Annotated in this window: 24 protein-coding genes and 1 tRNA gene; 12 read left to right on the top strand and 13 right to left on the bottom strand. The window is 68.3% G+C overall.

What is annotated here, in order from left to right:
- Nucleotides 1-54: 54 nt before the first annotated feature.
- The 3 genes from WFH00_RS06180 to WFH00_RS06170 form a co-directional block, all read right to left on the bottom strand.
- Nucleotides 55-1,278, bottom strand: coding sequence for a serine hydrolase domain-containing protein (locus WFH00_RS06180; protein ID WP_336659826.1), 1,224 nt, complete (start codon nucleotides 1,276-1,278; stop codon nucleotides 55-57).
- Between the two features lie 291 nt (nucleotides 1,279-1,569).
- Nucleotides 1,570-2,850: an ATP-dependent DNA helicase gene (locus WFH00_RS06175; RefSeq protein WP_336659825.1), complete on the bottom strand. Its 1,281-nt coding sequence runs from the start codon at nucleotides 2,848-2,850 to the stop codon at nucleotides 1,570-1,572.
- A gap of 89 nt (nucleotides 2,851-2,939) precedes the next feature.
- The gene (locus WFH00_RS06170) at nucleotides 2,940-4,301 is read right to left on the bottom strand and encodes an MFS transporter (RefSeq protein WP_336659824.1); all 1,362 of its coding nucleotides are present in this window, start codon (nucleotides 4,299-4,301) and stop codon (nucleotides 2,940-2,942) included.
- A gap of 253 nt (nucleotides 4,302-4,554) precedes the next feature.
- Here WFH00_RS06170 and dnaK point away from each other — a divergent pair, with 253 nt between their 5' ends.
- The 5 genes from dnaK (at nucleotide 4,555) to WFH00_RS06145 (ending at nucleotide 9,706) form a co-directional block, all read left to right on the top strand.
- A complete protein-coding gene (gene dnaK / locus WFH00_RS06165) occupies nucleotides 4,555-6,405 on the top strand; it encodes a molecular chaperone DnaK (RefSeq protein WP_336659823.1) in 1,851 nt (616 codons plus the stop codon).
- Nucleotides 6,406-6,407: 2 nt separating this feature from the next.
- The gene (locus WFH00_RS06160; protein WP_336659822.1) at nucleotides 6,408-7,046 is read left to right on the top strand and encodes a nucleotide exchange factor GrpE; all 639 of its coding nucleotides are present in this window, start codon (nucleotides 6,408-6,410) and stop codon (nucleotides 7,044-7,046) included.
- Nucleotides 7,039-7,989 carry a DnaJ C-terminal domain-containing protein gene (locus tag WFH00_RS06155; protein ID WP_336659821.1) on the top strand — a complete coding sequence of 317 codons (951 nt, stop codon included), beginning with the start codon at nucleotides 7,039-7,041 and terminating at the stop codon, nucleotides 7,987-7,989. The genes WFH00_RS06160 and WFH00_RS06155 overlap by 8 nt, the downstream gene beginning before the upstream one ends.
- A gap of 95 nt (nucleotides 7,990-8,084) precedes the next feature.
- Nucleotides 8,085-8,507, top strand: coding sequence for a heat shock protein transcriptional repressor HspR (locus WFH00_RS06150; RefSeq protein WP_336659820.1), 423 nt, complete (start codon nucleotides 8,085-8,087; stop codon nucleotides 8,505-8,507).
- On the top strand, nucleotides 8,495-9,706 hold the full coding sequence (locus WFH00_RS06145) for a class I SAM-dependent methyltransferase (RefSeq protein ID WP_336659819.1): 1,212 nt from the start codon (nucleotides 8,495-8,497) through the stop codon (nucleotides 9,704-9,706). The genes WFH00_RS06150 and WFH00_RS06145 overlap by 13 nt, the downstream gene beginning before the upstream one ends.
- A gap of 23 nt (nucleotides 9,707-9,729) precedes the next feature.
- On the opposite strand, the gene WFH00_RS06140 is transcribed toward WFH00_RS06145, so the two are convergent.
- A complete protein-coding gene (locus tag WFH00_RS06140; RefSeq protein ID WP_336659818.1) occupies nucleotides 9,730-10,044 on the bottom strand; it encodes a helix-turn-helix domain-containing protein in 315 nt (104 codons plus the stop codon).
- Between the two features lie 143 nt (nucleotides 10,045-10,187).
- Here WFH00_RS06140 and WFH00_RS06135 point away from each other — a divergent pair, with 143 nt between their 5' ends.
- The 3 genes from WFH00_RS06135 (at nucleotide 10,188) to WFH00_RS06125 (ending at nucleotide 14,074) form a co-directional block, all read left to right on the top strand.
- Entirely contained in the window at nucleotides 10,188-11,531 is a 1,344-nt protein-coding gene (locus WFH00_RS06135) for an MFS transporter (RefSeq protein ID WP_336659817.1), read from the top strand.
- A gap of 114 nt (nucleotides 11,532-11,645) precedes the next feature.
- Nucleotides 11,646-12,830, top strand: coding sequence for a glycosyltransferase (locus tag WFH00_RS06130; protein WP_336659816.1), 1,185 nt, complete (start codon nucleotides 11,646-11,648; stop codon nucleotides 12,828-12,830).
- A 2-nt stretch (nucleotides 12,831-12,832) separates the two neighbouring features.
- Complete coding sequence (locus WFH00_RS06125) at nucleotides 12,833-14,074, top strand: glycosyltransferase (protein WP_336659815.1); 1,242 nt, start codon at nucleotides 12,833-12,835, stop codon at nucleotides 14,072-14,074.
- 97 nt (nucleotides 14,075-14,171) lie between these two features.
- Here the strand turns inward: WFH00_RS06125 and WFH00_RS06120 are convergent, their stop codons facing one another.
- Nucleotides 14,172-14,765, bottom strand: coding sequence for a CHAP domain-containing protein (locus tag WFH00_RS06120; protein WP_336659814.1), 594 nt, complete (start codon nucleotides 14,763-14,765; stop codon nucleotides 14,172-14,174).
- Nucleotides 14,766-15,087: 322 nt separating this feature from the next.
- Here WFH00_RS06120 and WFH00_RS06115 point away from each other — a divergent pair.
- Nucleotides 15,088-15,175, top strand: a tRNA-Ser gene (locus WFH00_RS06115).
- A gap of 35 nt (nucleotides 15,176-15,210) precedes the next feature.
- Here WFH00_RS06115 and WFH00_RS06110 read toward each other — a convergent pair.
- The gene (locus tag WFH00_RS06110; protein WP_336659813.1) at nucleotides 15,211-16,446 is read right to left on the bottom strand and encodes an aminotransferase class I/II-fold pyridoxal phosphate-dependent enzyme; all 1,236 of its coding nucleotides are present in this window, start codon (nucleotides 16,444-16,446) and stop codon (nucleotides 15,211-15,213) included.
- Between the two features lie 69 nt (nucleotides 16,447-16,515).
- On the opposite strand from WFH00_RS06110, the gene WFH00_RS06105 reads away from it, so the two are divergent.
- A complete protein-coding gene (locus WFH00_RS06105) occupies nucleotides 16,516-16,878 on the top strand; it encodes a TIGR02611 family protein (protein ID WP_336659812.1) in 363 nt (120 codons plus the stop codon).
- Nucleotides 16,879-17,082: 204 nt separating this feature from the next.
- On the opposite strand, the gene WFH00_RS06100 is transcribed toward WFH00_RS06105, so the two are convergent.
- The 3 genes from WFH00_RS06100 to upp form a co-directional block, all read right to left on the bottom strand.
- A complete protein-coding gene (locus WFH00_RS06100) occupies nucleotides 17,083-17,787 on the bottom strand; it encodes a DUF4870 domain-containing protein (RefSeq protein WP_336659810.1) in 705 nt (234 codons plus the stop codon).
- Between the two features lie 157 nt (nucleotides 17,788-17,944).
- Nucleotides 17,945-18,640: a winged helix-turn-helix domain-containing protein gene (locus WFH00_RS06095; protein ID WP_336659809.1), complete on the bottom strand. Its 696-nt coding sequence runs from the start codon at nucleotides 18,638-18,640 to the stop codon at nucleotides 17,945-17,947.
- Nucleotides 18,641-19,131: 491 nt separating this feature from the next.
- Nucleotides 19,132-19,770 carry a uracil phosphoribosyltransferase gene (gene upp / locus WFH00_RS06090; RefSeq protein ID WP_336659808.1) on the bottom strand — a complete coding sequence of 213 codons (639 nt, stop codon included), beginning with the start codon at nucleotides 19,768-19,770 and terminating at the stop codon, nucleotides 19,132-19,134.
- A gap of 26 nt (nucleotides 19,771-19,796) precedes the next feature.
- Here upp and WFH00_RS06085 point away from each other — a divergent pair, with 26 nt between their 5' ends.
- Entirely contained in the window at nucleotides 19,797-20,261 is a 465-nt protein-coding gene (locus WFH00_RS06085) for a nucleoside deaminase (RefSeq protein ID WP_442918812.1), read from the top strand.
- Nucleotides 20,262-20,321: 60 nt separating this feature from the next.
- Here WFH00_RS06085 and WFH00_RS06080 read toward each other — a convergent pair whose 3' ends face one another.
- Together WFH00_RS06080 and WFH00_RS06075 are read right to left on the bottom strand one after the other, a co-directional pair.
- Entirely contained in the window at nucleotides 20,322-21,404 is a 1,083-nt protein-coding gene (locus tag WFH00_RS06080; protein ID WP_336659807.1) for an ABC transporter ATP-binding protein, read from the bottom strand.
- Nucleotides 21,405-21,424: 20 nt separating this feature from the next.
- Complete coding sequence (locus WFH00_RS06075) at nucleotides 21,425-22,387, bottom strand: cation diffusion facilitator family transporter (protein ID WP_336659806.1); 963 nt, start codon at nucleotides 22,385-22,387, stop codon at nucleotides 21,425-21,427.
- A gap of 226 nt (nucleotides 22,388-22,613) precedes the next feature.
- On the opposite strand from WFH00_RS06075, the gene proC reads away from it, so the two are divergent.
- Complete coding sequence (gene proC / locus WFH00_RS06070; RefSeq protein ID WP_336660223.1) at nucleotides 22,614-23,426, top strand: pyrroline-5-carboxylate reductase; 813 nt, start codon at nucleotides 22,614-22,616, stop codon at nucleotides 23,424-23,426.
- 116 nt (nucleotides 23,427-23,542) lie between these two features.
- On the opposite strand, the gene WFH00_RS06065 is transcribed toward proC, so the two are convergent.
- Together WFH00_RS06065 and WFH00_RS06060 are read right to left on the bottom strand one after the other, a co-directional pair.
- Nucleotides 23,543-24,208, bottom strand: a complete 666-nt coding sequence (locus WFH00_RS06065) for a potassium channel family protein (RefSeq protein WP_336659805.1) — start codon at nucleotides 24,206-24,208, stop codon at nucleotides 23,543-23,545.
- Entirely contained in the window at nucleotides 24,201-25,574 is a 1,374-nt protein-coding gene (locus tag WFH00_RS06060) for a TrkH family potassium uptake protein (protein WP_336660222.1), read from the bottom strand. The genes WFH00_RS06065 and WFH00_RS06060 overlap by 8 nt, the downstream gene beginning before the upstream one ends.
- Nucleotides 25,575-25,693: the final 119 nt, after the last annotated feature.

Below are 25,693 nucleotides of genomic sequence, written 5' to 3'. Positions count from 1 at the left end.
GGAGCGGTGTATCTCCAACGTTTTTACACTAGCAGATTCGGCCCGCCGCCCAGCTCACTGGCACACCGCGCGCTTGGCAAGCTTCGCAGCCTGATCCTCCGCGCTCCAACCCATTTCAGGCGCGATGCCCTGTGCTTCGGCGAGAGACGCCAGCTCGAAGGCGAGCGCCTGCGCGAATGCGGGTCCGGCCGACGAGTTGTTGACGGAGACGACGACGGTGAATCCGCTCTCGGGATCGGAGTACGCCGCGGTCAGCGTTCCCGTGATCGCCCCGCTGCGGCCGAAGAGGGGGCCGACCTTCTCGACTCCGAAGCCCCACTGGCGCCCCGAGTCGGAGACCTCTTCCTTGGGCTCGCCGCTCTTATCGCGCTTGGGGTTCTTCGTCGGCGCGGTTTCGGTGACTACATTGCTGGCATCGCCGCCGTACGCGCCCGAGAGGTACTTCGTGTAGAAGTTCTTCAGATCGGAAACGGTGGTGACCGTCGCACCAGCACCGGCGAGCATCGTCGGCGATACCTCGGGAACCTCAACGGGGCCCGCGTCACAGACGGCTTTGCCGCCGCTGGATGGGTACGTCAGGCCGGAGAGCGTTTCCCCCGAGATCGAGGTGCTCGTCGCGCTCGGGTAGTACGAGGCGCCCATGCCGGCACTGGAGAAGACGTGTTCCTTCAGCAGGTCCGCAATCTCAACACCGGTCTTCACGTGCAGAGCGCGACCGAGCAGCACCGCGTTTGCGTCGGACTCGTGGAAGTTGAGACCGGGCCACGACTCCGGAGAGTCGGAGAGCGCTTGCGCGAGCAGTTCCTGAGCGGGCCAGGGGCGCGTCGGGTTGTTCACGAAGACGTCGGCATACCCCTTCTTGTAGTCGGCGAGCCCGGATCGCATCTCGCACAACTGCCGGTACGTCACTCCCTCGATGTCGGACTGCCGAGTGAGATCCTCCGACACTTCGCCGTCGAGCTCGACCTCGCCCTCGTCGACCAGATCAAGGAGGAGCGCGCACATGACTGGTTGTGATGCCTGCGCAGCGCGAATCAGTGAGTCACCGCTGACGTCGTTTTCGCCGTAGCCGCGCACATACGCGCTGTCATCGCTGCCCCAAACACCGACGACGGCCTCGGTGGATCCGCTGAGTTGCAGCGCACTCTCCACCGCGGCGTCAATGTTCTCCGCGAGTCCCGCGTCCACCGTATTGACGTCGCCTGCGCTCGTCGCGGATCCGTCTTCGGTGCACGCCGTCATGCCGAGTGAGGCAACGGCCAGCATGCCGACGGCCAATAGGCGAGTGCGGAGTGCAGAGCGCGCGTTCAAATTCAGCCGCCAATCTCGATCGTGAACAGGACACAGAACGTCAGGGAGTCTACTGCGTGCGTCTGGGAAGAATGGTGGGGGACGCGAGCGCGCTATGCGTTCGCCTCGCGCCCCTCACCCCTCGCTCCGCTCCGATGGGCTGCCGCTGTGGCGGCACCGCGGTCGAGCGAGCAGGCTATGCCTGCTCTTCGCGACCGCTACCCCTCGCTCCGCTCCGATGGGCTGCCGCTGTAGCGGCACCAGTGGCGGATGCGAACGCTATGCGTTCGCCTCGCGCCCCTGCATAAATCTCACGACGTTGGGGTCGACGATCACGTCGCGTGGCTGCAGCGGCCGCTGCAGGTAGAGCCCGTCGAGCGAACGCACCCGGCTGAGCGCAACGTACGTCTGCCCGGCGCTGAACGCGCGAGGCCCGAGGTCGACGACCGCCGCGTCGTACGTGTGCCCCTGCGACTTGTGCACGGTGACGGCCCATGCGAGGCGCAGCGGAAACTGCTCGAACTCCGCGACGACCTCCTTCTCGAGCTTCTTCGTTTCGGCGTCGTAGCGGTAGCGGTACCGCTCCCACACCATCGGCTCGACCTCGAATTCCTCGCCGCTCGTGCCGACCTCGACCCACACGGTCCCGTCGACCCGCGACACCGTCCCGATCGTGCCGTTCACCCAGCGCCCGTCGGGGTCGTTGCGCAGGAACATCACCTGCGCCCCGGGCTTCAGCTCCAACACTTCGTCGGCGGGGTAGGTGTTCTCGCGGAACTCGCCGTTGATCTCGGCGACGGCACGCAGGGCGGATCCACGGATCTCTGCCAGGCGCTGCGCATTGATGCGATTCACCGTCGCATTCGTGGTGGCGAGCGTGATGACATCGCGCGGAGCGGGCCGTGCGCCGGCTGCGTTCAGTTCGTTCGCCTGATCCTCTGCCACGACACCGTGCCGCACGGCCCCGAGAATCTGCTTGAACCGGTCGTCCCGCTGTCGATGCACCTCGAGCAGCTCGATCGTCGAGAGCGGAGTCGCCTGCCACACGTTCGCGTCGAAGAACCACAGCGATCGGTACGTGTCGTCGAAGTACGCCCGCTCGTGCGGGTCGCGCGGCGGCACGGGCGGCAGCTGATACGGATCGCCGAACATGATGATCTGCGCGCCGCCGAACGGGTCGTGCTTCTTGCCCCGCGCGAGCCGCAGCGACCGGTCGATCGCATCCATGAGGTCCGCCGACACCATCGAGATCTCGTCGATCACGAGCGTGTCGATCGCGGCGAGCATTTTCTTGAGTTCCGCGGGCTGATCCAGATCGTGGTCAGCGATGATGCCGGTGGGCAAGCGCAGCAGCGAGTGGATCGTCTGCCCGCCGACATTGAGCGCGGCAACGCCGGTGGGGGCGCAGACCGCGATGATCTTGCTGGTGTTCCACGAGAGGTGGTTCAGGATCGTCGACTTGCCCGTGCCCGCGCGCCCCGTGATGAAGAGGTGCTCGCGCGTGTGCTCGATCCGCTCATAGACGGCGAGCTGCTCAGCGGAGAGTTCAGGGCGTGCCACCAGAACAGGCTACTGCGAGTCGCCCGGCAATCGCGCGAGGCGCGAAGGTTCGGAAGTGGGCGCTGAACATGCCGGCAGGGGGCGGCGGATCAGGCCGCTCGCGCGGCCTCCCGCACCGGGAGCAGCAGCACGAGTCCGATGAGCAGCACCGCACCGATCCCGATGATCCCGAAGATGGTGGCGCCGCCGATCGCCACCGCGAGGGTGAAACCGGCGGGGGCCAGGAACGAGACCGCGCGCCCGGTGGTCGCGTAGAGTCCGAAGATCTCGCCCTCGCGACCGGCGGGAATGAGGCGCGCGAGGAATGAGCGGCTGGCTGACTGCACGGGCCCGACGAAGATGCACAGCAGCAGACCGAAGACCCAGAAGACCCAGGGGCCGGCGTCGTGCAGCACGAAGACGAGCGTCGCGCAGATCACCATGCAGAGGATCGACCACACCATCACGGGCTTCGCGCCGACGCGATCCTCCACGAACCCGACCGCGATGGTGGCGAGACCGGCGACAACGTTCGCGCCGATCGCGAAGATGATCACGGTGGTGTTGTCGAAGCCGAAGCTCCGCGCGGCGATCACGCCGCCGAACGTGAAGACGCCCGCGAGGCCGTCCCGGAACACCGCGCTCGCGAAGAGGAAGTACAGGGTCTGGCGCGCGGTCCGCCAGAGGCCCGCGATGCTGCGGAAGACGTCGGCGTACGCGCTGAAGAGCCACCGGCCGCCGCTTTTCGCGTGCGGGGCGGCCTCGATCTCCGGCACCGCGAAGAACACGGGAATCGCGAATACGGCGAACCAGGCCGCTGCGAGGAGCATCGCGATCCTGACGTTCCACGATCCCTCGGAGGTCACGCCGAACCAGCCGACCTCGGGGAAGATGAAGCCGACGAGGATGAGCGCGAGCAGCACGATGCCGCCGAGGTAGCCCATGCCCCAGCCGATTCCGGAGATCTTGCCGACGTTGCGCGAGTTCGCGATCTGACCGAGCATCGCGTTGTAGCTGACACCGGCGAACTCGAACGCGACGTTACCGATCGCGAGGAGCACGAGCCCGAAAATGAGGAACTGGCGATCGGGTGCGACGAGCACCATCAGGAGCGTGCAGGCGACCACGATGCCGGTGTTGATGCCGAGCCAGGACTTTCGGCGACCCGCCTGGTCGGTGAGGCGCCCGATCACGGGGGCGACGAGCGCGACTACGATGCCGGCGATGAGCAGTGCCGTGCCCAGCTGCGCTGAGACCTGCTCCTCGGGTCCGAAGGCCGAGCTGGTGATGTAGACGCTGAAGACGAAGGTCGTGACGACGGCATTGAAAGAGGCGGATCCCCAGTCCCACAGCGACCAGGCGAACACGGTGCGTTTCCGTACAGGAAGCGTTGCAACGGCTGCCGCCGAAGAGGCGGACGCAGACCCCGAAGCTGACCCCGAAGCTGAGGCGGGCGACGCTGGCTCACTCATGATGATCAGCGTAATGGAGCTGGCCGACACTCGGGAGAGAGGGAGCGGCGCGGCAGGCAAGCGAGCGGTTTGATCCGCACCTGAGAGTTGAGTGAAACCGGCTCAAGTTTTGCGGCTCGAGCTTGACCCGGCGCGGCATCCGAGTAAACTTGAGTCCATCAGGCTCAACCTCGCCTGTGGATCGCAGCGGGGAGGGCACAGTCTCTGAGCGGGCCGCCGGTCCGCCCGTATCCCCCACGTCAAAGGAGTATGTATGTCACGTGCAGTCGGCATTGACCTCGGCACCACGAACTCGGTCGTTTCCGTTCTCGAGGGCGGCGAGCCCACGGTGATCGCGAACGCGGAAGGCCTCCGCACCACCCCCTCGATCGTCGCGTTCACGAAGGATGGCGAGGTGCTCGTCGGCGAGACCGCGAAGCGCCAGGCCGTCACCAACGTCGACCGCACGCTCGCTTCGGTCAAGCGCCATATGGGCACGGACTGGAAGACGGACGAGATCGACGGCAAGCGCTACACCGCGCAGGAGATCAGCGCGCGTACGCTGCAGAAGCTGAAGCGCGACGCTGAGACCTACCTCGGCGACAAGGTGACCGACGCCGTCATCACCGTGCCCGCCTACTTCAACGACGCTGAGCGTCAGGCGACCAAGGAGGCCGGCGAGATCGCGGGCCTCAATGTGCTCCGCATCATCAACGAGCCCACCGCTGCGGCGCTCGCGTACGGCCTCGACAAGGGCAAGGAAGACGAGCTCATCCTCGTCTTCGACCTCGGTGGCGGCACGTTCGACGTCTCCCTCCTCGAGGTGGGCAAGGACGACGACTTCTCGACGATCCAGGTGCGCGCGACCTCGGGCGACAACCGCCTCGGCGGCGACGACTGGGATCAGCGGATCGTGCAGTGGCTGATCCAGCAGTTCAAGTCGTCGACCGGCGTCGACGTCGCGAATGACAAGATCGCGCTGCAGCGCCTCAAGGAGGCCGCGGAGCAGGCGAAGAAGGAGCTCTCGAACTCGATGAGCACCCAGATCCAGCTCCCCTACCTCTCGCTCACCGAGAACGGCCCGGCGAACCTTGACGAGACGTTGACTCGCGCGAAGTTCGAGGAGCTGACCAAGGATCTGCTCGAGCGCACCCGCAAGCCGTTCCAGGACGTCATCGCAGAGGCGGGCGTGAAGGTCTCCGACATCGCGCACGTCGTGCTCGTCGGCGGTTCGACCCGTATGCCCGCGGTCACCGAGCTCGTGAAGTCGCTGACCGGCGGCAAGGAGCCGAACAAGGGCGTCAATCCCGATGAGGTCGTTGCCGTGGGTGCTGCGCTGCAGGCCGGCGTGCTGAAGGGTGAGCGCAAGGACGTGCTGCTCATCGACGTGACCCCCCTCTCGCTCGGTATCGAGACGAAGGGCGGCATCATGACGAAGCTCATCGAGCGCAACACGGCCATCCCGACCAAGCGCAGCGAGACTTTCACCACGGCCGAGGACAACCAGCCCTCCGTCGCGATCCAGGTGTTCCAGGGTGAGCGCGAGTTCACGCGCGACAACAAGAACCTCGGTACCTTCGAGCTCACTGGCATCGCGCCGGCGCCGCGTGGCGTGCCGCAGGTCGAGGTCACCTTTGACATCGACGCAAACGGCATCGTGCAGGTTTCCGCGAAGGACAAGGGCACCGGCAAGGAGCAGACGATCACCATTTCCGGTGGATCGACGCTCTCGAAGGAAGACATCGAGCGCATGGTACGCGAGGCCGAGGAGCACGCGGCAGAGGACAAGAAGCGCCGCGAGGCCGCTGAGGTCCGCAACAACGCCGAGCAGCTCGCCTACTCGGTCGAGAAGCTGATCTCCGAGAACGACGACAAGCTGCCCGAGGACGTCAAGACCGAGGTGCAGGGCGATCTCGACGAGCTGAAGCAGGCTCTCGCGGGTGAGGACGACGAAGCGGTGAAGACCGCCTCCGAGAAGCTCGGCCAGAGCCAGACGAAGCTGGGCGAGGCGATCTACGCGGCGGCTCAATCGGAGGCCCCGACCGAGGGCTCCGCTGAGGGCGCTTCGAACGACGACGACGTGGTAGACGCCGAAGTTGTCGAGGACGACGAGGAGAAGAAGTAATCATGGCGAACGAGGAACAGCGCACGCCCGGGGAAGACCCGAACGCTGACGAGGTTCCCGCTCAGGAGCCGGGGTCGCAGGACCCCGGCTCCGCCGGCCAGGCCGAGGGGGACGCGGAGGCGGACCTCACGGTCGACGACATCCTCGGAGCCGAGCAGAGCGATGCGGCGCGAGCCGGCGAGGGCCAAGGCGCGGCAGCGGGGAACGACGCGGAGTCGGACTCCGACAACCCGTATCTCGAGGATCTCCGGCGCCTCTCCGCTGAGTACGCGAACTATCGCAAGCGCACGGAGGCTAACGCGGAGCGCGATAAGCAGCGGGCGATCGCTGCGGCCGTGCTGTCCATGCTTCCGGTGCTCGACGACCTCGATCGCGCTGAGAAGCACGGCGACCTCACCGAGGGCTCGGCGTTCGCCGCGATCGCGCAGAAGATTCGTGGCACGTTCGAGCGGCTCGGCGTGGAAGGCTTCGGCGAGCAGGGCGAGCTTTTCGACCCGCAGCTCCACGAGGCGATCGCGCAGGTGCCGGTTCCCGGAACCGAGCAGCAGACCGTACTCGACGTGGTCGAACGGGGCTATCGCATCGGCGATGTCGAGCTGCGCCCCGCGAAGGTAGCGGTGGCGGTGGGAGCGGATGGCTAGTCAGGATTGGCTCGATAAGGACTTCTACCAGACCCTCGGCGTCTCGAAGGATGCCAGCGACGCTGACCTGAAGAAGACGTACCGCAAGCTGGCTCGCAAGTACCACCCCGACTCCAACCCCGGAGACGCGGCGGCGGAGGCGAAGTTCAAGGAGATCAGCGAGGCGTACTCGGTGCTCTCGGATGCTGAGCAGCGCGCGGAGTACGACCAGATCCGCGCGATGGGCGCGGGCGGGGCTCGCTTCACCGCCGGTGGCGGCGGAGGTCAGGGCTTCGAGGACATCTTCGGCGGCATGTTCGGCGGAGGCGCGCGAGGCGGCAGCTACCAGGCTGGCGGATCGCAGAACTTCGAGGACATCTTTGGAATGTTCGGCGGCGGTGCCCCGCGAGGCCCGCAGCGTGGCCGCGACATTCAGGCGACGACGACGCTCGACTTCGAGACCGCCGTGCAGGGGAAGACGGTGACGCTGCAGGCCTCGACCGGCTCGGTCAAGGTGAAAATCCCCGCTGGCGTGTCCGACGGTCAGAAGATCAAGGTGCGCGGCAAGGGCGAACCCAGCCCGAACGGCGGGCCGGCCGGCGACATCATCCTGTCGGTGAGCGTGCGCAAGCACCCCGTGTTCGAGCGCGAGGGCCAGAACCTTCGGGTGAAGCTCCCGGTGACGTTCTCCGAGGCCGCGCTCGGCGCGACCGTCGAGGTGCCGACGCTCGGGGGCGCCCCGGTCAAGCTGAAGGTGCAGCCGGGAACGCCCAGTGGGCGCGTGCTCCGCGTGAAGGGGCGAGGCGTTTCAACACCCAAGGGCACCGGCGATCTCCTCGCGGAGGTGCAGATCGTCGTACCGGCGCACCTCTCCGCGGAGGCGCAAGAGGCGCTCGAGGCGTTCCGCGCCGTCGAGCCTCAGGAGAATTCGCGCGCGGATCTGCTCGCACGGGCAAAGGGGTAAACCACAGTGATCACAGCGGAGCGCGAGAGCGGGCGAGCGAGCCTGCTCCGCGCTCCGCTTGCGTCGCTCAGCACTGAGGAAGGCAGGTGAGGGTTATGGCGAACCCGCAGATGGATCGCTTCACCCCGGTCTTCGCGATCGCCGCGGCGGCCGAGCTCGCGGAGATGCATCCGCAGACGCTGCGGCAGTACGACCGCATCGGCCTGGTGTCGCCCCAGCGAACGCGCGGAAACACGCGGCGCTACTCGCTCCACGATGTCGCGCGCCTCCGCGACGTCGCTCGCCTCTCCGCGGAGGGGCTCAGCCTCGAGGGCATCCGCCGCGTGCTGCATCTCGAGGATCGCGTCCGCGAGCTCGAGGGGCGCGTGCGAGACCTGGAGCGCGCACTCACCGAGGAGCGCTTGCAACGCCCAGAGCGCCGAGTATTCGCGGCTGGTTCGGCCGGCGGCGAGGTGGTGACGCTCAAGCGAGGCACGCGCCTGCGGCGGAACGCCGAAGTGGTCGTGTGGCAGCCGTGACCCCGGCCTCCGGCGAGGCCCCGGATCCAGCCAGTATCGACTCGGCCCTCGACGCGCTCTTCGCGCGGCTCCGACGCGATCCCGACTTCGACGCGGAAGAGCTGCTGCCGTTCGACGCCACGGATCACCTGCTCCTCCGCACGGTGGCGGCGGATCGCGCGGTATCCGCAACACCGCACCATCTGGGCGCGGGCGAGCTTGCCGTGATCGGCGACCGCCACGGCGCGCTCACGCTTGGCGCGGCAACCGCGCTCGGCGCGACGGCGATCCGCACCCACCAAGACCCGCTGCTCGGCGAGCTTGCGCTCCAGCAGAACGCCGAGCGGGAGGGGCTGACCGGCAGCTTCACCTCGCACGCACTCGGCCCCGAGCTCCTGGACGGAGCACGCACTGTCCTGCTGCAGTTGCCACGCGGTCTCGACGCGCTCACCGAGATAGCCGAGGCGATCGCGCGCTGGGCGCGCCCGGAGGTGCGCGTCTACGCCGGCGGCCGAGTGAAGCACATGACTCGCGGTATGAACGACGTGCTCGGGCGATCCTTCGCCGACGTCTCCGCAGGGCTGGGATGGCGCAAGTCGCGGTTGCTCTTCGCGAGCGGCCCACGGCGCGAAGCCGGCGCGCATCAGAGTTTCCCGCGCTGGGGGAGCGACCCGGCGATCGATTTCGACCTCGCGGCCTTCGGGGCGACGTTCGGTGGCCCGGTGCTCGACCGCGGGAGCCGGCTGCTGCTCGGCACCCTGGCGAGCGCGCCGTCGACGGCCGAACGAGTGGTCGATCTCGGCTGCGGCAATGGCGTGCTCGCGGTTTCAGCAGCTCGCGCGCTCCCTCGCGCCCGCGTTATCGCGACCGACCAGTCCACCGCGGCCGTGGAGGCGACGCGGCTCACGAGCGAGGCAGCGGGCGTGGCGGATCGCGTCGAGGTGCATCGGGAGGACGCCACTGACGCCGTCAGCGACGAGTGGGCTGATCTGATCCTCCTCAATCCGCCGTTTCATACCGGCGCCACCGTTCACGCCGGCGTCGCGCACCGACTGATTCGCGCGTGCGCTCGCGCGCTGGCGCCCGGCGGCGAACTGCGTCTCGTATTCAACTCGCACCTGCGATATCGCTCGCTCGTCGAGCAGGAGATCGGCCCGACACGGCAACTCGCGCGAGACGCGACCTTCACCGTGTTGAGCGCGCGGCGACGGGGCGCTTGAGACTCGCGCGTTCCGCTGTGCGGTCAGCCGCTCCGTCGTCGCGAGTCCGAGCGGCGCGCTCGAATGAGGTCTCTTGCCGTCACCTGGTGCGCCCGCACCCCGTAATCATCGGCGGTGAGATCGCTCAGAAACGCGCCGGGGTCGACGTCGAGCGCCGTGGCGATGCGCACGAGCGTCTCGACGGTGGGGCTCGAAACGCCTCGCTCAATCCTTCCGATGCTCGCCCAGCTGATCTGCGAGAGCTCGCCCAGATCCTCGAGGGAGATACCGAGCTGCTGCCGCACCTCGCGCAGGCGCCGACCGATCTTCACGGCGGCGTCGGAATGGATCTGTGGCATCGAAACATCGTCTATGTCTCAGGCGTGCAACACCAGTCACTTGAAGCTCTATATATCGACGTATAAGGCATAAAAGTATCAATGCGTCATGGAGCGGCTGGAGTCCGTCAGCCGCTGCGTTCCCGCAGTACGCTGGAACGAACATGACACAGTCGGCCCCCGCGTTCCTCAGGCGCCTTGCTCTGAGCATCTACGGGCCGTCGATCCTGTTCTCGCTCGGCGAGTACGCGATCCTGCCCCTCGTCTCGATCATTGCGGTGCGCATGGGCGCCGGCATCGGGCTCGCAGGCGTCATCGCGTCCGCCGCCGTCGTCGGTCAGGTCGTGGGAAACCTCCCGTCGAGTTGGGTCGTGTCCCGCGCCGGAGAACGAGCGGCGATGCTCATCGCCTCCGGGGTTGCGCTCGTCGGTGCGCTCGGAGTCGCCTTCGCCCCGAACCCTGCCGTGCTCGGCCTCGCCGTCTTCGTGATCGGCTTTGCAGGCGCCGCGTTCGGCCTCGCGCGGCACTCGTTCATGACGACTCGCGTGCCGGTGAACTTCCGCGCTCGAGCCCTGTCGCTCCTCGGTGGCACGAATCGAATGGGCCGTTTCGTCGGGCCGTTCGTGGCCGCGGGCCTGATCGCGCTCACCGGTGACCACGAGGCGCCGGTGTGGGCCTTCGTGGTGGGCGTCGCGCTTGCGGCCGGCCTGGTCGCCTTCGCGCCTGATCCCGAACGCGTCGTCGCTGCTGCTGATGGTGCCTCCGCTCGCGGTTCCTCGAGCGCGGGCAGCACTGGCTCGTCGCTCGGCGCTCCCCCAGCCGCCCCCAGGCCCGGTGTCTGGGGTGCGATCCGTGACGGCGGTGGTGGCCTGCTCCGCGTCGGGGGCGCGGCCGCGATCCTCTCCGGTCTCCGCTCGATCAGAGACGTGCTGCTGCCGCTGTGGGGTGTCTCGATCGGGCTCGACGCCACCCAGGTCGCTCTCGTGGTCGGCATCTCGGGAACGGTCGATTTCGCGCTCTTCTACACGAGCGGCCAGGTGATGGATCGCTACGGTCGACTCTGGGCGAGCCTGCCGGCGCTGCTCGTGATGGCGGGCGGCTTCCTCGCGCTTTCCATCAGCCACGACCTTCCGTCCGCCGGCGTCTGGCTCCTCGTCGTCGCGATCGTCGTGGGGCTCGGCAACGGGCTCTCGAGCGGCATCAATATGACTCTAGGAGCGGATCTCGCGCCGCCCGGCAGCCCCGCACCGTTCCTCGCGGCGTGGCGCACGCTCACGGACTTCGGGGGAGCGGCCGCACCCCTCGCGGTCTCGGCCGTCGCGGTTGCATCGCTTCCGATCGCGAGTGCCGGGGCCGGCGTGCTGGCGGTGCTCGGCGCGCTCGGCTTCGCGCGCTGGATCCCGCGCTACATTCCGCACACCGGGCGATCCTCGCGAGCGACTCGGCGCGCTCCACGTCGGCAGGCGCGTCGGAATCCGCGTCAGTCTCCGCGCCGGCCTCGCCGCTGAGTGCGGCGGTTTCGAAGGCCCCGCTTTATACACTGGTCGCAGCTCGTTTCGCGAGCGGATCCGCGCGTTCCGCGCGACACGCCCCGACCCCCGACCGAAGGACTCCCGAGCACCGTGAGCACCACCGATCGTCCGGCCCCGCTGCGCATCCTCATCGGATGCGACACCTTCTTCCCCGATGTGAACGGAGCCGCGCGGTTCGCCGAGCGTCTTGCCGCGGGGCTGGTGCAGCGCGGGCACGACGTGCACGTTGCAGCGCCGTCGACGCGGCACAACCGTACCGGTGCGTTCTCGGAGAACATCGAGGGCGAGAACATGACCGTGCACCGCTGGGCGAGCTGGCGGTGGTACCCGCACGACTGGCTGCGCTTCGTGCTTCCCTGGCGAGCACGCGGCTACGCGCGGCGTCTGCTCGACCGCGTGCGCCCCGACGTCATCCACATTCAGTCGCACATCGTGATCGGGCGCGCGCTCGCCATCGAAGGCGCGAAGCGCGGCATCCGCATCATCGCCACGAACCACGTGATGCCCGAGAACGTGCTCGACTTCACCCTGCTGCCGGAGAAGGCGAAGCGGCTGTTCGTGCGCTGGGGCTGGAACGCGGCGGATCGGGTTCTCCGTCTCGCTGCCGCGGTCACGACTCCGACGCGCAGGGCGGCCGACTTCCTCGAGCGCAACACGCACCGCCGAGGGGTTCTTCCGGTGAGCTGCGGTCTCCGGGCCTCGAACTACCGGGCCGACCTCACGCCTCGCACTGAGAACCGCCTCGTGTTCGTGGGGCGCGTGACGCTCGAGAAGGAGATCGATGTGATCCTCCGGGCGATCCCTCGCCTGGAAGCCGAGCTCGACGTGCACTTCACCATCGTCGGCGACGGGGATCAGCGTAAGAACCTCGAGAAGCTCGCCGCCGATCTGGGCATCTCTGATCGCGTCGAGTTCACCGGCCGCGTTACCGACGAGGAGCTGCGCGCGCATCTCACCCGCGCGAGCGTGTTCACGATCGCGTCGATCGCGGAATTGCAGTCCATCGCGACCATGGAGGCGATGGCGTCCGGGCTGCCCGTGGTCGCCGCGAACGCGATGGCGCTGCCGCACCTGGTGCACGACGGCGAGAACGGCTTCCTCTTCCAGCCGCACAACGACCGCGAGCTCGCGAGCCGTATCCGCCGCGTGCTCACGATGCCGCACGAGGAGTACGAGCGCATGCAGCGCGCGTCGCTCGCGGAGGTTCAGGTGCACGATATCGATCGCACGCTCGACACCTTCGAGGCGCTCTACCGCGGCGATCGCAGAGGCTGACCATGCACGTGCTCATCGTCACCGACCAGCACGCCGACTCCCTCGGGGGCGTGCAGGTGGCGATCCGGCTGCAGCGGCGCGCGCTCGAGGCGCTGGGGCATCGGGTGACGGTCGCGGCCCCGGCTCTGCATCGGCGGGGGTACGCAACAGCGGCGCAGGATCGCGAGGCCTACGTCGACCTCCCCTCTGCGCCGATCACCGTCGATCGCGAATACGGGCTGACCTTCCCCGGTCGGCGGAGCGATCGTGCGCTCGCTCGTGCGCTCGCGACACGGCCGCGGGTCGAACTCGTGCACGTGCAGGGCGACTTCTGGGGTGCCCTCATCGGCATCCGAGCGGCGCGCGGTCTGGGCGTGCCGATCGTTCACACGATGCACAACCACGTCGACGCCGGAACGCGGGCGGTGACGCCGCTCGCGCCCGTCGCGTTCGCTGGGCTACGTGCCTGGCGGGGATTGGCGCTCGGCCGGGTCCGCGGTCCGGTCGACCGCGCATCCCGCGGGGCCTGGCGCTATCTCGCAGAGATCGCCGCCGAGGCCGCGGTCGTCACCGCGCCATCGCAGCACTTCGCCGACACTCTTATGCGCCACGGGGTGGCGGATCGCGTGCGAGTCACGCCGGGAGGCGTCGATGACGCGCTGGTCGCCGAGGCCCGCGCTCGGCCTCGCTCGCCGCGTCGGCGCACGAAGCTGGTGTGGCTCGGCCGCATGAGCCACGAGAAGCGCGTGCTCGAGTTCATCGAGGCGGTCGCCGAGTCGGGTATCAATGCGGACGTCGCGCTGCACGGAGCGGGGCTCTTGCTGCCGCGGGTCGAGCGTCGTATCGCAGCGCTCGGTCTCAGCGACAGAGTGACCATTCCCGGGCCCGTACCGTACGCGGCCGCGCTCGCCGCGCTGCGCGATGCTGACGCGCTCGTGCAGACATCGGTCGGGTTCGAGACGCAGGGCCTGACGCCGTTCGAAGCGGCGGCGCTTGGCACGCCGACGATCTTCTCCGACCCGAATATCGCGCGTGATGTAGCGGTCGATCCGCACTGGGTCGTGTCGGGGGACAGCGTGAGCGCGCTGGCCGACACGTTGCGGGAGGCCGACGCGGAGCTCGCCGTTGGACTCGCATCTGACGACGGGAGTCTCGAGAAGCTGCGGGTCAGCGATTCTGAGGCGTCGCGCTTTCTGCAGTCGTCGCGGACGCAGCAGATGCTCGCTGTGTATGAAGAGGCGCTCGCGCGTGCATCGCGCCATTGAGGCGTCGACGAGACTAGGCGTTCAGGCTACTCGCGGCTGACGCCGAGAGGCTACGGCTGCCGCGGGCCGGTCGCTGCTGCGGGCCGGTCGCTTGTTGTTAGAAGCGCCAGACAGCGGGGGTGAAGCCGGCAGGCGGTTGCGGGGTCCAGTTCTCTTCTTCGGTGACGAGGCCCGATCCGCCGGGGCTGTTCGACTGGATGATCGTGAAGGTGCCGTCGTCGTTCACGCCGGTGATCAGCACCGTGTGCACGCCGGTGACCCACGAGGTCGGCGAGGCGGTGTACTCGTACTGAATCACGTCGCCGGCCTCGGCATCTGCGAGGCTCACGCGCGTCGCACCCGCGTAGTTCGCAACGGGATCGCCGCTACCGGTCCAGGCTCCGCCGCCCGCCTTGATCCAGCGCTGGGCCGACATGATGCACTCGCCCGGGGCGTTCCAGCCGGTGGGGCGGCTCGTGCCGACCTCGCTCTCCGCGAGAGCGATCGCGGCGGCGACGTCGTAGTTGTGCGGGGTCTTCGCGATTTCCTCGACCTCGAGAACCGAATCGATCGAGGCGCCCGCGAGTGCCTGGGTGCTCGTATCGAGCTGCTGAGCGACCGCGGTCGAGGGCTGTACCGCAGCCGCGGGAACGGAGAAGTCTTCGAGCGGGGCTACTGCAACTGCCGGTGCAGCGCCGAGGGCAAAGGTCACGGAAGACACCAGGCCGACGACAAATGCTTTGACAGGAAGATTCACTCGCAACGCTCCGGATTACTCAACAAAAAACGCCGGGCGGTGGCCCGAGCGCCTCACCTAGTATGCGTTACCGTTCTGTTACTTTCAAGTCCGCTGCCGTTCTTTCAGTGGCGTCCAGCGATCTCCCGGGCCGCGTGCAGGGAGCGGTCAGCCGAATTGCGAGGGCGCCGCGCGACGTTTCAGTGCGCGCTGCACCGTGTTTCCGTGGCGCGTTGCCCGTGGTTCGGAGTGGCGCCGAGAACCCGCTAGACTGGTGCGCGCTGGCTTTCGCCAGTGAGGAGGATTCGCCTAGCGGCCTATGGCGCACGCCTGGAACGCGTGTTGGGTTAACGCCCTCGGGGGTTCAAATCCCCCATCCTCCGCCACCGGGTCCCGTCGCACTGCGGCGGGACCCTTTTGCTTATGCGTGCTCGGCGAGGTGCTCGGCCGTGAGGCCGGCCAGGCGGGTGATCGCCGTGCGGATCGTCGCGTCGTCCTTCACGAAGGTGAACCGCACCCACGAGGAGAGCGCGTCGGCGGTCGGTGATCCCTCGCGGCAGAACGCCGAGACCGGCACGCATGCAACGCCGACGGCTCGCGGGAGTGCACGGGCAAAAGCGGCTCCGTCTGGAACCGCGTCGCTCAAGAAGGGCGCAGCGTCGGCGCACACGAAGTACGTGCCGCCCGGCACCACGAGACCGAACCCGGCACCTCGGAGGCCGGCGACGAGAAGCTCCTTGCGATCCGCCAGCGAGTCGCGCAGCGCGGCAATGTCGGCCTCACCCTCATCGAGCGCGCGGGCGATCGCGGGCTGAAACGGCGCACCCCCGGCATACGTCAGAAACTGCTTCACGGCAGTCATCGCTTCGATCAGCATCGCGGGCCCGACGGCCCAGCCGATTTTCCATCCGGTCAGCGAGAACGTCTTACCCGACGACGAAATCGTGATGGTCCGCTCGGCCATGCCGGGCAGCGCCGCGATCGACCGGTGCTGATGGCCGTCGAAGGTGAGGTGTTCGTAGACCTCGTCGGTGAGCACGATTGCGTCGCACTGCTGCGCGGCCGCTGCGACAAGGTCGAGCTCCGCTGCGCTGAGCACGGTTCCGGTCGGGTTGTGAGGTGTATTGAGGAGGATCACGCGCGTGCGTTCGCCGACCGCGGCTTCGAGGGCGGCTCGGTCGACTGTGAAGCCACCGGCCTCGGGTCGCAGGGCGACCGTGACGTGAGTCGCGCCCGAGAGCGCGATCGCGGCGGCGTACGCGTCGTAGTAGGGCTCGAGCGTGACAACCTCGTCGCCGGGGCCCGCGAATGCGAGCAGCGCGGCCGCGAGGGCTTCGGTCGCGCCGACGGTAACCAGCACCTCGCTCTCGGGGTCGACGGCAACCCTGTAATTGCGCTCCTGGTGGCGGGCGATGGCCCCGCGCAGCTCGGGAATACCGCGGCCAGGCGGGTACTGGTTCGCTCCGTCGAGGATCGCCTCAGCGGCCACCCGCCGCACCCACTCGGGGCCGTCTGCGTCGGGGAACCCCTGGCCGAGGTTCACCGAGTTCGTGGCGTTCGCGAGAGCGGTCATCTCCCCGAAGATCGTTGGGCGGGTGGAGCCGTCGGGGGACATCAGCCCGGCCGCGGCTGCGACGGATTGCCAGCGCTCGGTCATTGCGTCAGTCTATGCGTAAGGTGAGCGCACTCGCGGCGTGTTGCCAGAGTCGCCGCATACACTCGCGTCATGCCTGCCTTGAGCCCCGCCCGCCGCACAGACGGCCGACGACGCAGGCGACGGATCGCGCTCGCGGCAGCGCGCCTCCGCGCTGCGATCCGCTCGCGCCGCTGGTTGGACATCGCGTACCGACTCACGGTCACCGTGATCGGCGCGTTGGTCGTCGTCGTGGGGCTGATCCTTGTGCCGCTGCCCGGCCCGGGTTGGCTCATCGTGTTCTTCGGACTCGCGATCCTCGGCAGCGAGTTCCACTGGGCGCGGCGGTTGCTCGGTTGGGCGCGCCAGACGGTGGCGCGAGTCGCCGAAAGCTGGCGCCGCCGTCGCGAGGCGAGTCGCGCTACCGCGCAGGCGCGCCCCGTCCCGCAGCAGTAGTTCCGCGGCGCCTGCGGCCACCCGCTCCCCGCACCTCGCCGCGTCCCCACCCCTGGGATCGGGGTAACTTGCGGTGCGTGTCGTGGCATGTGAGCGCGCAACACGCGCCGAAATGTGCCCCGAACGCACCGCACGATGGCGGCCCAAAGCAAACGCGCCCCGCTGCGATGATTGCAGCGGGGCGCGGATGCAGCGGGTCGTCGTCTACTTGACGAGCGGGACGTTGAAGATGAAGCCCGGGTGCTCCCCGCGACGGAACGACTCTGTCGACTTCACTGCCGCAATGATGTGGAAGACGAACAGCACGATGGAGCCGATTCCGAGGAGGAAGGCGAAGAGCCAGCCGATGTAGGGAATCACGCCGAGGATCCAGGTGGCCAGGCCGACGCCGAGCCGCAGCAACGAGAAGTTGAGGTTGTCGCGCTGGTAGGCGTAGAGGCGCTGGTCGCCCTTGTCCTTATCGACGAGGTAGAAGATGAGCGCCGGGATCCACGTGAAGAACACCGACAGCCAGTAGTTCAGCGTCACGTTCGTCGCGGGGTCGGTGACCGGCTGGGCGTAACCCTGCTGCTGGTAACCGCCGGGAGGCGGTCCCTGGTATCCACCGTGCGCATCGCCAGCGCCGGGCTGCGGGTAACCACCGGGCTGGGTGTAGCCGCCTGGCTGCTGCGGCGGCTGCGCGTAGCCGCTCGCCTGGGGCGGCGTGGTCGGCGGCGTGACGGGAGGCGGAGCGTACTGAGGCTGCTGCGGCGGCGCGTACTGCGGCTCCGAAAGCGGGGCCGGTGGCGTCTGCGGTGGTTCAGGCGCGGCGGGCGGCGTTGTCGGTGCGGACGGGGTCCCTGCGGGGTCGCTCGAGGGGGCGCCGGCCGTGCTGGGATCGCCCTGACCCTCGGGTGGCAACGTCGTCATGATGTTCTCCTTCGACGGGTGGTTTCGCCTTCGAGGCTACTGCAGGCGGTGCCGCAGCGATAGGAGGTTGCTCCGCGCTGCGTAACGGAGAGCGAACGCGGAAGCACGGTCGTCCTCCCGCGCTCACCAGGGGAGCGGGAGTCCGAAGAACGCCGACTCAGAACGCGTCGGGGCTCGGACCGGGCGTGTGCAGGATCGCGACGTCGGCGTGGCGGTCGAAGCGGTAGCCCGTACCGCGGACGGTGCGCACGATGTCCTGGTACTGCGCGAGCTTCACGCGCAGGCGGCGGATGTGCACGTCGATGGTGCGCTCGCTCGGCGCCTCCTCGTCGCTGCTCTCGCTCCAGAGGGCGGTGATCAGCTCCTCGCGGCTCACAGTGCGACCCTCGCGGAGCACGAGGTACTGCAGCAGCTCGAACTCGCGGAACGTCAGGGCGGCGGAGACATTATCGAGGAGCACCCGCTTGCGCGAGAGGTCGAGCACGACGCCGCTTGCGGCGCGATCCTGTTCCTCGGCCTCGTGCTGCTTCTGACGCGCGTGAGCCGCCGGGTCTCCGAGCGCGAGCCGCACGACGTCGACGTCGCGACCACCCGTCTCCTCGGGAGCAAGCGCCACAGCGGCGTAGGTTTCGGCGGCCGGAGCCAGCTCCGCAACGAGCTGCTTGATCCGGGTGACGATCGCACCGAGCTTCGGATCGCCCTCAGCGATCTTGTCGTCGGCGAGGCCGACGTAGAGCGCGAACCCGCGAACCTCGGTGCCCTCGGGCACGCGGCGGTCAGCGGTCGGCTGCGGTGCGAGCTCTGCGGTGAGCTCGGGGCGGGCGGCGCGGTGGGACTGGACGGTGGCATTCATGATCATGATCCTTCAAAGGCTGTCGTCTGGGTGCGGCGCATCTGCGCGCGGCACCGGTGCCGTGTTCGGCGGGGTGTGCGAGGGAGAGGGGCACGTTCTCGAATCGAACGAGGAGATCGTGACCCGCGTAACCGAGGCGATGTCGCAGCTCGGCGTGGGCGTTCACTCAGATGTGAAGTGCGCTCACATGCACATTCGACAGCGCATGACACCTCGACCGGCCATCATCATGCCGGTCTGCCCAATGTTCACCTCGAAGGCGGACTGGGGACGAGTGGTCTCATGCATACTCGCAAGTTAAGCAAAGCTACGGGTTCCGCGTCAAGCGCGCGGGCGAAGTCTGCATCGAGGCGACGTTTGTGGCCGCTATTCGGCGGCGAAGCGGCCATTGGCGTCGCATAGAAGGCCGGGTGCGGTCGGCCGGGCACGAGCGCGCGCCAACGGGAGCGGGCGCGGGGACCCGCAGCACGCAGCCCGCAGCGGTCAGCGGATCAGTGATCCACCGTGCCGTAAAGACGATCGCCCGCGTCGCCGAGACCCGGCACGATGTAGGCGTGCTCATCGAGCCCATCGTCGAGCGCACCGAGCACGAGCGTGACGCGTCGATCGCCGGCGGCCTCGCGGATCGCCTCGACGCCCTCCGGCGTGCCGAGCACGCAGATCGCGGTCACGTCGTCGGCGCCCCGGTCGAACAGGAACTTGATCGCCGCGGCGAGTGATCCGCCCGTCGCGAGCATCGGGTCGAGCACGAAGCACTGGCGGCCCGCGAGCGAGTCGGGGAGGCGCTCGGCATACGTCGTGGGCTGCAGCGTCTCCTCGTCGCGCACCATGCCGAGGAACCCTACCTCGGCCGTCGGCACGAGCTTCACCATGCCCTCGAGCATCCCGAGACCAGCGCGCAGAATCGGCACGATCAGCGGCAGCGGCTCGCTCAGCCGCACGCCCGTCGTACGCGCCACCGGGGTGTCGATCTCGTGCGACTCGACGCGCACCTCGCGCGTGGCCTCGTACGCGAGCAGCGTCATGAGCTCCTCGATGAGCAGACGAAACGTCGGCTGCGGCGTCTTCGCATCACGCAAAACGGTGAGCTTGTGGGTGATGAGTGGGTGGTCCGCAACGAAGACTCGCATGGGCCTATCCTATTGGCGTGACGACGATCCCTCCATCGCCCGATGAGCTCCAGGCGATGGATGCGGCGCTCTCCGAGGCTTCGGCCGCGGGCAATGCGGGTGAGATCCCGGTGGGCGCGCTCGTGCTCGGGCCTCGCGGCGAGGTGCTCGGGATCGGGCACAACGTCCGAGAGGCCGATTCAGACCCGACGGGTCACGCCGAGATCCTGGCGATTCGTGCAGCCGCTCGCGCCCTCGGCGACCGCGTGCTCGAGGGGTGCACGCTCGTCGTCACGCTCGAGCCGTGCGTGATGTGCGCCGGAGCGATCCTCGCGGCGCGACTCTCGCGTGTCGTCTACGGTGCATGGGACGACAAGGCGGGCGCTGCGGGAAGCGTCTACGACCTCCTGCGCGACCGTCGACTTCCGCATGCGGTGCCCGAAGTGGTCGCGGGCGTGCGAGCCGAGGAGAGCGCGGCGCTGCTTCGCGCGTTCTTCGAGACGCGGCGCTGAGGTCTCGCGACGCCGAGGCTCGCATCGCTGAGACCACGCGGCACGCAGAGGCGGGGCGGATCAGCGCGGCGCGACCGTCACCGGGACCTGAGCGAACCGCACCTCGACGCGGTCACCGGCGCAGAAGTGCAGCTCCGCGGCGTGCTGAGCGGCGAGCTCCGTGCCGTCGCTGAATTGCACCACAGTGCGGCGGATCGGCCCGAGGAAGCCGCTCGACAGCACCACTGCCTCGTGCTCGCCGAGCGCCCCGCCACCGTGCTGCGCGATCAGCTCCACGTGCTCGGGACGCACATAGGCGGTGACCTGAACGCCGTGACCCGGGGGAGATGCCCCCGCTTCCGCGTCAACCAGGGGCACCAGACCACCGCGCAGGCGCACGAGGTCGCCCTCCAGCCTGCCATCGAGCTGGTTCGAAAGCCCGACGAAGTCGGCGACGAAGGAGGTCGCGGGCCGGCGGTACAGGTCTTCGGGAGTGCCGAGCTGCGCGATCCGCCCGCCGTCCATCACCGCGACACGGTCGGCGATAGCGAGCGCTTCCTCCTGGTCGTGGGTCACGAAGACGGTCGTGATGCCGAGCTCGGTCTGAATCGCGCGGATCTGCTCGCGCAGGCGCACACGCACTTTCGCGTCGAGGGCCGAGAGCGGCTCGTCGAGCAGAAGAGCGCGGGGGCGCGTCACGAGTGCCCGGGCCAGAGCGACTCGCTGCTGCTGGCCGCCCGACAGCTCATTCGGGTAGCGTTCCGCGAGGTCGGCGAGTCCGACAATGTCGAGCATCTCGGCGACGCGAGTGACGCGCTCGGACTTCGGCACGCGCCGCATCCCGAGACCGAACTCGACATTGCGCGCCACGGAGAGGTGCGGAAACAGCGAGTACTGCTGAAACACCATGCCGATGTCGCGCCGGTTTACGGGCACGCGCGTCACGTCGTCTTCACCGATCACCACGCGTCCCGCGCTCACCTCTTCGAGTCCGGCGATGCAGCGGAGAGCGGTCGTCTTGCCGCAACCCGACGGACCGAGGAGGCACACGAGCTCTCCCGGCTCGAGCGCGAGGTCGATGCCGTGCAGCACGGTCGTCGAACCGAACGATTTGCTCACGTTCTCGAGACGCACGGCTGCGCTCGTCCTCGTATGGGTCGGCATGGCGGGCAGGTTCGAAGTCCCTAATCGCTCGACAGCATGACGATGGAACTCGTCGAAGGAGTGTCAGCGTTCGGGTCGAGGTACACGTCGGGCTCGATGTAGATGACCCGTGCCGCGGGAACCGCCTCGCGCACTCGCCGCTCCGCGAGGTTGATGATGACCGACACCTCGCTCATCGTCTTCGTGGCCGCGATATCGACCTTGGCCCCGACCATGAACTCATCGGGGCCGAGGTAGAGGGTCTTCATGTGGATGATGCGATCCACATCCTGCGAGTTCAGCAGCGCGGCCTCGATCTTGGCAACGTCCTCGTCACTCGCGCCCTCGCCGACGAGCAGGCTCTTGACCTCCACGCCGAGCACAATCGCGACCGCGACGAGCAGCGCGCCGATCGCGACCGTCGCGATGCCGTCGAACAGGCCGTTCCCCGTGAGCACGGTGAGGCCGACACCGACGAACGCAATGACCAGGCCCGTGAGCGCCGCGAAGTCCTCGAGCAGCACGACGGGGAGCTCGGGAGCCTTCGAGCGCCGGATGAACTGCACCCACGTCGAGTTGCCCTTATGCGGGCGGCTCTCGCGGATGGCCGTGCGCATCGAGAAGCCCTCGAGCACGATCGCGACGCCGAGCACGAGCAGCGGAAGCCACCAGACCTCGAGCGCGTGCGGGTGCTGGATCTTCGAGATGCCCTCGTACACCGAGAACACGCCGCCGATGGAGAACAGCACGATCGCGACGACGAAGGCGTAGACGTAGCGCACGCGACCGTAGCCGAACGGGTGCTCCTTGTCGGCTCGCTGCTGAGCTCGTTTGCCGCCGACGAGCAGCAGCACCTGGTTGCCGGAATCCGCGAGAGAGTGCACACCCTCAGCAAGCATCGAGGACGAGCCCGAGAACGCCCACGCGATGAACTTCGTCACCGCGATACCGAGGTTCGCGAGCAGAGCCGCGATGATCGCCTTGTTCCCGCCTGACGCGCTCATGCCAGATGCCTCCCTACGACGAACCCCCTCGTGCGAGGGGAGTGGATCAATTCTATGGGCCACCGCCGACGCCGGCGCTGAGATATCCACACCCGGCCGCAATGTCGGAGGCCGCTCATACACTGGGGCCATGAGCGATTCGATGACGCAACCCGCCGAGGCCACCAGTTCCGCCGCACGCGAAGGCGCCCACGGGACCGCCGACGCCCCGCTGCCCCGAACCGCGATGCTCGGTGTCGGCTCGATGGGCGGCGCGATCCTCGCGGGGCTCCGTGCGCCGGGCGTCGACATCGAGCGCCCGATCGCGGTCACGACCCGCTCGGCAGAGAGCGCGCGCGCCTTCGCCGACGCCGACGATGTGGTCGCACACTCCACGGAACAAGATGCGGAGGCCAATCGCAACGCCGTGCGCGGCGCCCGCATCGTCATTCTCGGGGTGAAGCCGTGGATGGTCGTCGATCTGGCGCGCGAGATCGCGAGCGACCTTGAGCCAGGAGTGATCGTGGTGAGCGTCGCAGCGGGGGTGCCCTGCTCCGCGATCGAGGCCGTGCTGCCCGCGGGCACCGCCGTCGTGCGCGCGATGCCGAACACGCCGGCGACGATCGGCCTCGGCGCGACCGGCATCGCGGGCGGCGTGGCCGCAAGCGAGGAGCAGGTGGAGCTCGTTCGGCGCCTCTTCGCGACGGTGGGCGAGGCGCTCGTCGTGGTTGAGGAGCAGATCAATGCGGTCGCGGCGGTGTCGGGATCGGGCCCCGCCTACCTGTTCCTCTACGCCGAGGAGATGACCGCCGCCGCGCAGCGGGCCGGTTTCGATGCGGATCAGGCGCGAACGCTCGTGCAGCAGACCGTCGTGGGCGCCGCCCAGCTCTGGGCGCAGAGCGGCGAGGATCCCGATGAGCTCCGCAGGCGAGTGACGAGCCCGAAGGGCACGACCGAGCAGGCAATCCTCGTGCTGCAGGACGCGAGGTGGGGCGAGCTCTTCGACCGCGCACTCGCGGCGAACGTGCGTCGCTCCGAGGAACTCGAACGCGGCGAGTAGCTAAGCGCGCGAGAGGTTCGTCGAGAGGCTCGCTGGAGCGGTTCGGAAGGAGCGATCGGGGAACGGACGGCGAGTACGGGCCGAGGCGCGGAGTTCGGCGCGCCGCGATCCGCCCGCTAACCGATGGCGGCGAACCGCTCCACGTCAGCTGCCGTACCGCTCACGATGATGAGGTCGTGCGTCGACACCACCGTGTCCTGCGTGGCGTGCGTGAACGGCTGGCCGGGGGTCTTCACGCCGACGACCGTCACGCGGTAGCGCGTGCGCACGCCGCTCTCGGTGAGCGTGCGGCCGCGAATCGACCGCGGCGGGTACATCTTCGCGATGACGTAGTTGTTGTCGAACTGAATGAAGTCGAGCATGCTGCCGCTCAGGAGGTGCGCGACGCGCTCGCCCGCCTCGCGCTCGGGATAGATCACGTGGTGCACGCCGATCCGCTCGAGGATCTTGCCGTGCGACGCCGAGATCGCCTTCGCCCAGATCTGCGGCACGCCCAGGTCGACGAGGTTCGCCGCGATGAGCACGCTCGACTCGATCGAGGCGCCCGTCGCGACGACCGCGATCTGAAACTCGTCCGCGCCGATCTGCTTCAGCGACTCCATCGAGCGCGCGTCCGCCTGCACGGCGTGCGTAACGCGGTCGGCCCACTTCTGCACGAGGCCCGCGTCGGTGTCGACGACGAGCACCTCGCGGTCCTGCCGATCGAGCTGGCCGGCCGTGGCCGCACCGAACCGGCCGAGCCCGATCACGATGACCGGGGCGTCACTGCGAATATCAACCAACGATCGGCCTTTCTTCGGGGAGTCGGAACATGCGCGAGCGGCTCGTCGCCGCGACCGCTGCCGCAAGCGTAACCGTGCCGACGCGCCCCGCCCACATGGTTGCGGCGAGGATGTATTTGCCGGGATCGTCGATCGTCGACGACAGGCCGGTGCTCAGGCCGCAGGTGCCGAAGGCGGAGATCACCTCGAACAGCACGATGTCGAGTCGCTCACCGGTGAGGTGCATGATCGCGACCGACGCCGCGAGCACGATCGTCGCGCCCCAGATGAGGATCGACACCGACACGCGCAGCACCTCGTTCGGAATGCGCCGCCCGAACGCCTGCATGTCCTGGAAGCCGCGGGCCTCGGCGTACGCCGCGAGGAACAGCACGGCGATGGTCGTCACCTTGATGCCGCCCGCGGTCGAAGCCGATCCGCCGCCCACGAACATCAGCATGTCCATGACGAGGAGGGTCGAGCCCTGCATGTCGGCCGGGTCCATCACGCCCAGGCCACCGGAACGCGTCATCACCGACATATATATGGAGCTGAACAGGGTGTCCCCGAAGTCCTGCGAGCCGAGCGTGCGGGAGTTATTGAACTCGAGCACCGCGATGGCGAGCCATCCGAAGACGACGAAGAGCAGGGTTGTCGTGAGCGTGAGCTTCGCGTGCAGGCCCAGCCGCTTGTGCGCGCGCCACCCGCCGCCGACCACGTAGCGGTAGAGCGCGAAGATCACGGGAAAGCCGATGCTGCCGAGGAAGACGCCGACCGCGAGCACCGTCAGCAGATACATATCCGTCGCGAAGGGAGCGAGGCCGCCCGGCAGCGGCACGAAGCCCGTGTTCGTGAACGCCGAGGCCGCGAGGTAGAACCCGTTCCAGAGCGCATGCCAGAAGTCATACCCCTCGATCATGAGCCGGGGCGTGATGAAGATGGTGAGCGTCAGCTCGATCACGACGAGGCTCAGTGCTACCGCCGCGAGGAGGCCGCCGATCTCGCCGAGGCCCACGGCCTGGCTCTCCGAGGCGCCTTTCGCCATGCGCATCGGGTTCGTGTCGCCCGCGGCCAGCAGGCGGGTGCGGAGCCCGAGGCGTCGCGTTACCGTGAGGCCCAGAATGCTCGCGAGGGTGAGGACGCCAATGCCGCCGATCTGCAGACCGGCGAGGATCAGGATGTCGCCGAAGAGCGACCAGTGCGTGGCCATGTCGACCGTCGACAACCCGGTCACGCAGATCGCGGAGACCGCGGTGAAGAGCGCATCGGCGAGCGGCGTCACCTCGTGCGAGCGGCTCGCGAACGGGAGCGACAGGAGCGCGGTCCAGAGCAGAATCAGCCCCGTGAACACGAGGAGCGCGAACCGTGCGGGTGAGGCATGGATCATGCTGCCGATCCACGACTTCGGCGAGAGCAGGCCGGCGAACCGGCCCCTCGCAGCGCGTGCCCTCACGACTCCTGCTTTCTGGCGATGACATTCATCGCGTGCCCGCCACGGCAGCGACT

The sequence above is a fragment of the Leucobacter sp. USHLN153 genome (genome assembly GCF_037145615.1).
In the GTDB taxonomy this organism is placed as follows: domain Bacteria; phylum Actinomycetota; class Actinomycetes; order Actinomycetales; family Microbacteriaceae; genus Leucobacter.
Note: the sequence above shows the minus strand (reverse complement) of the source record. Positions and strands in the feature narration are given on the sequence as shown.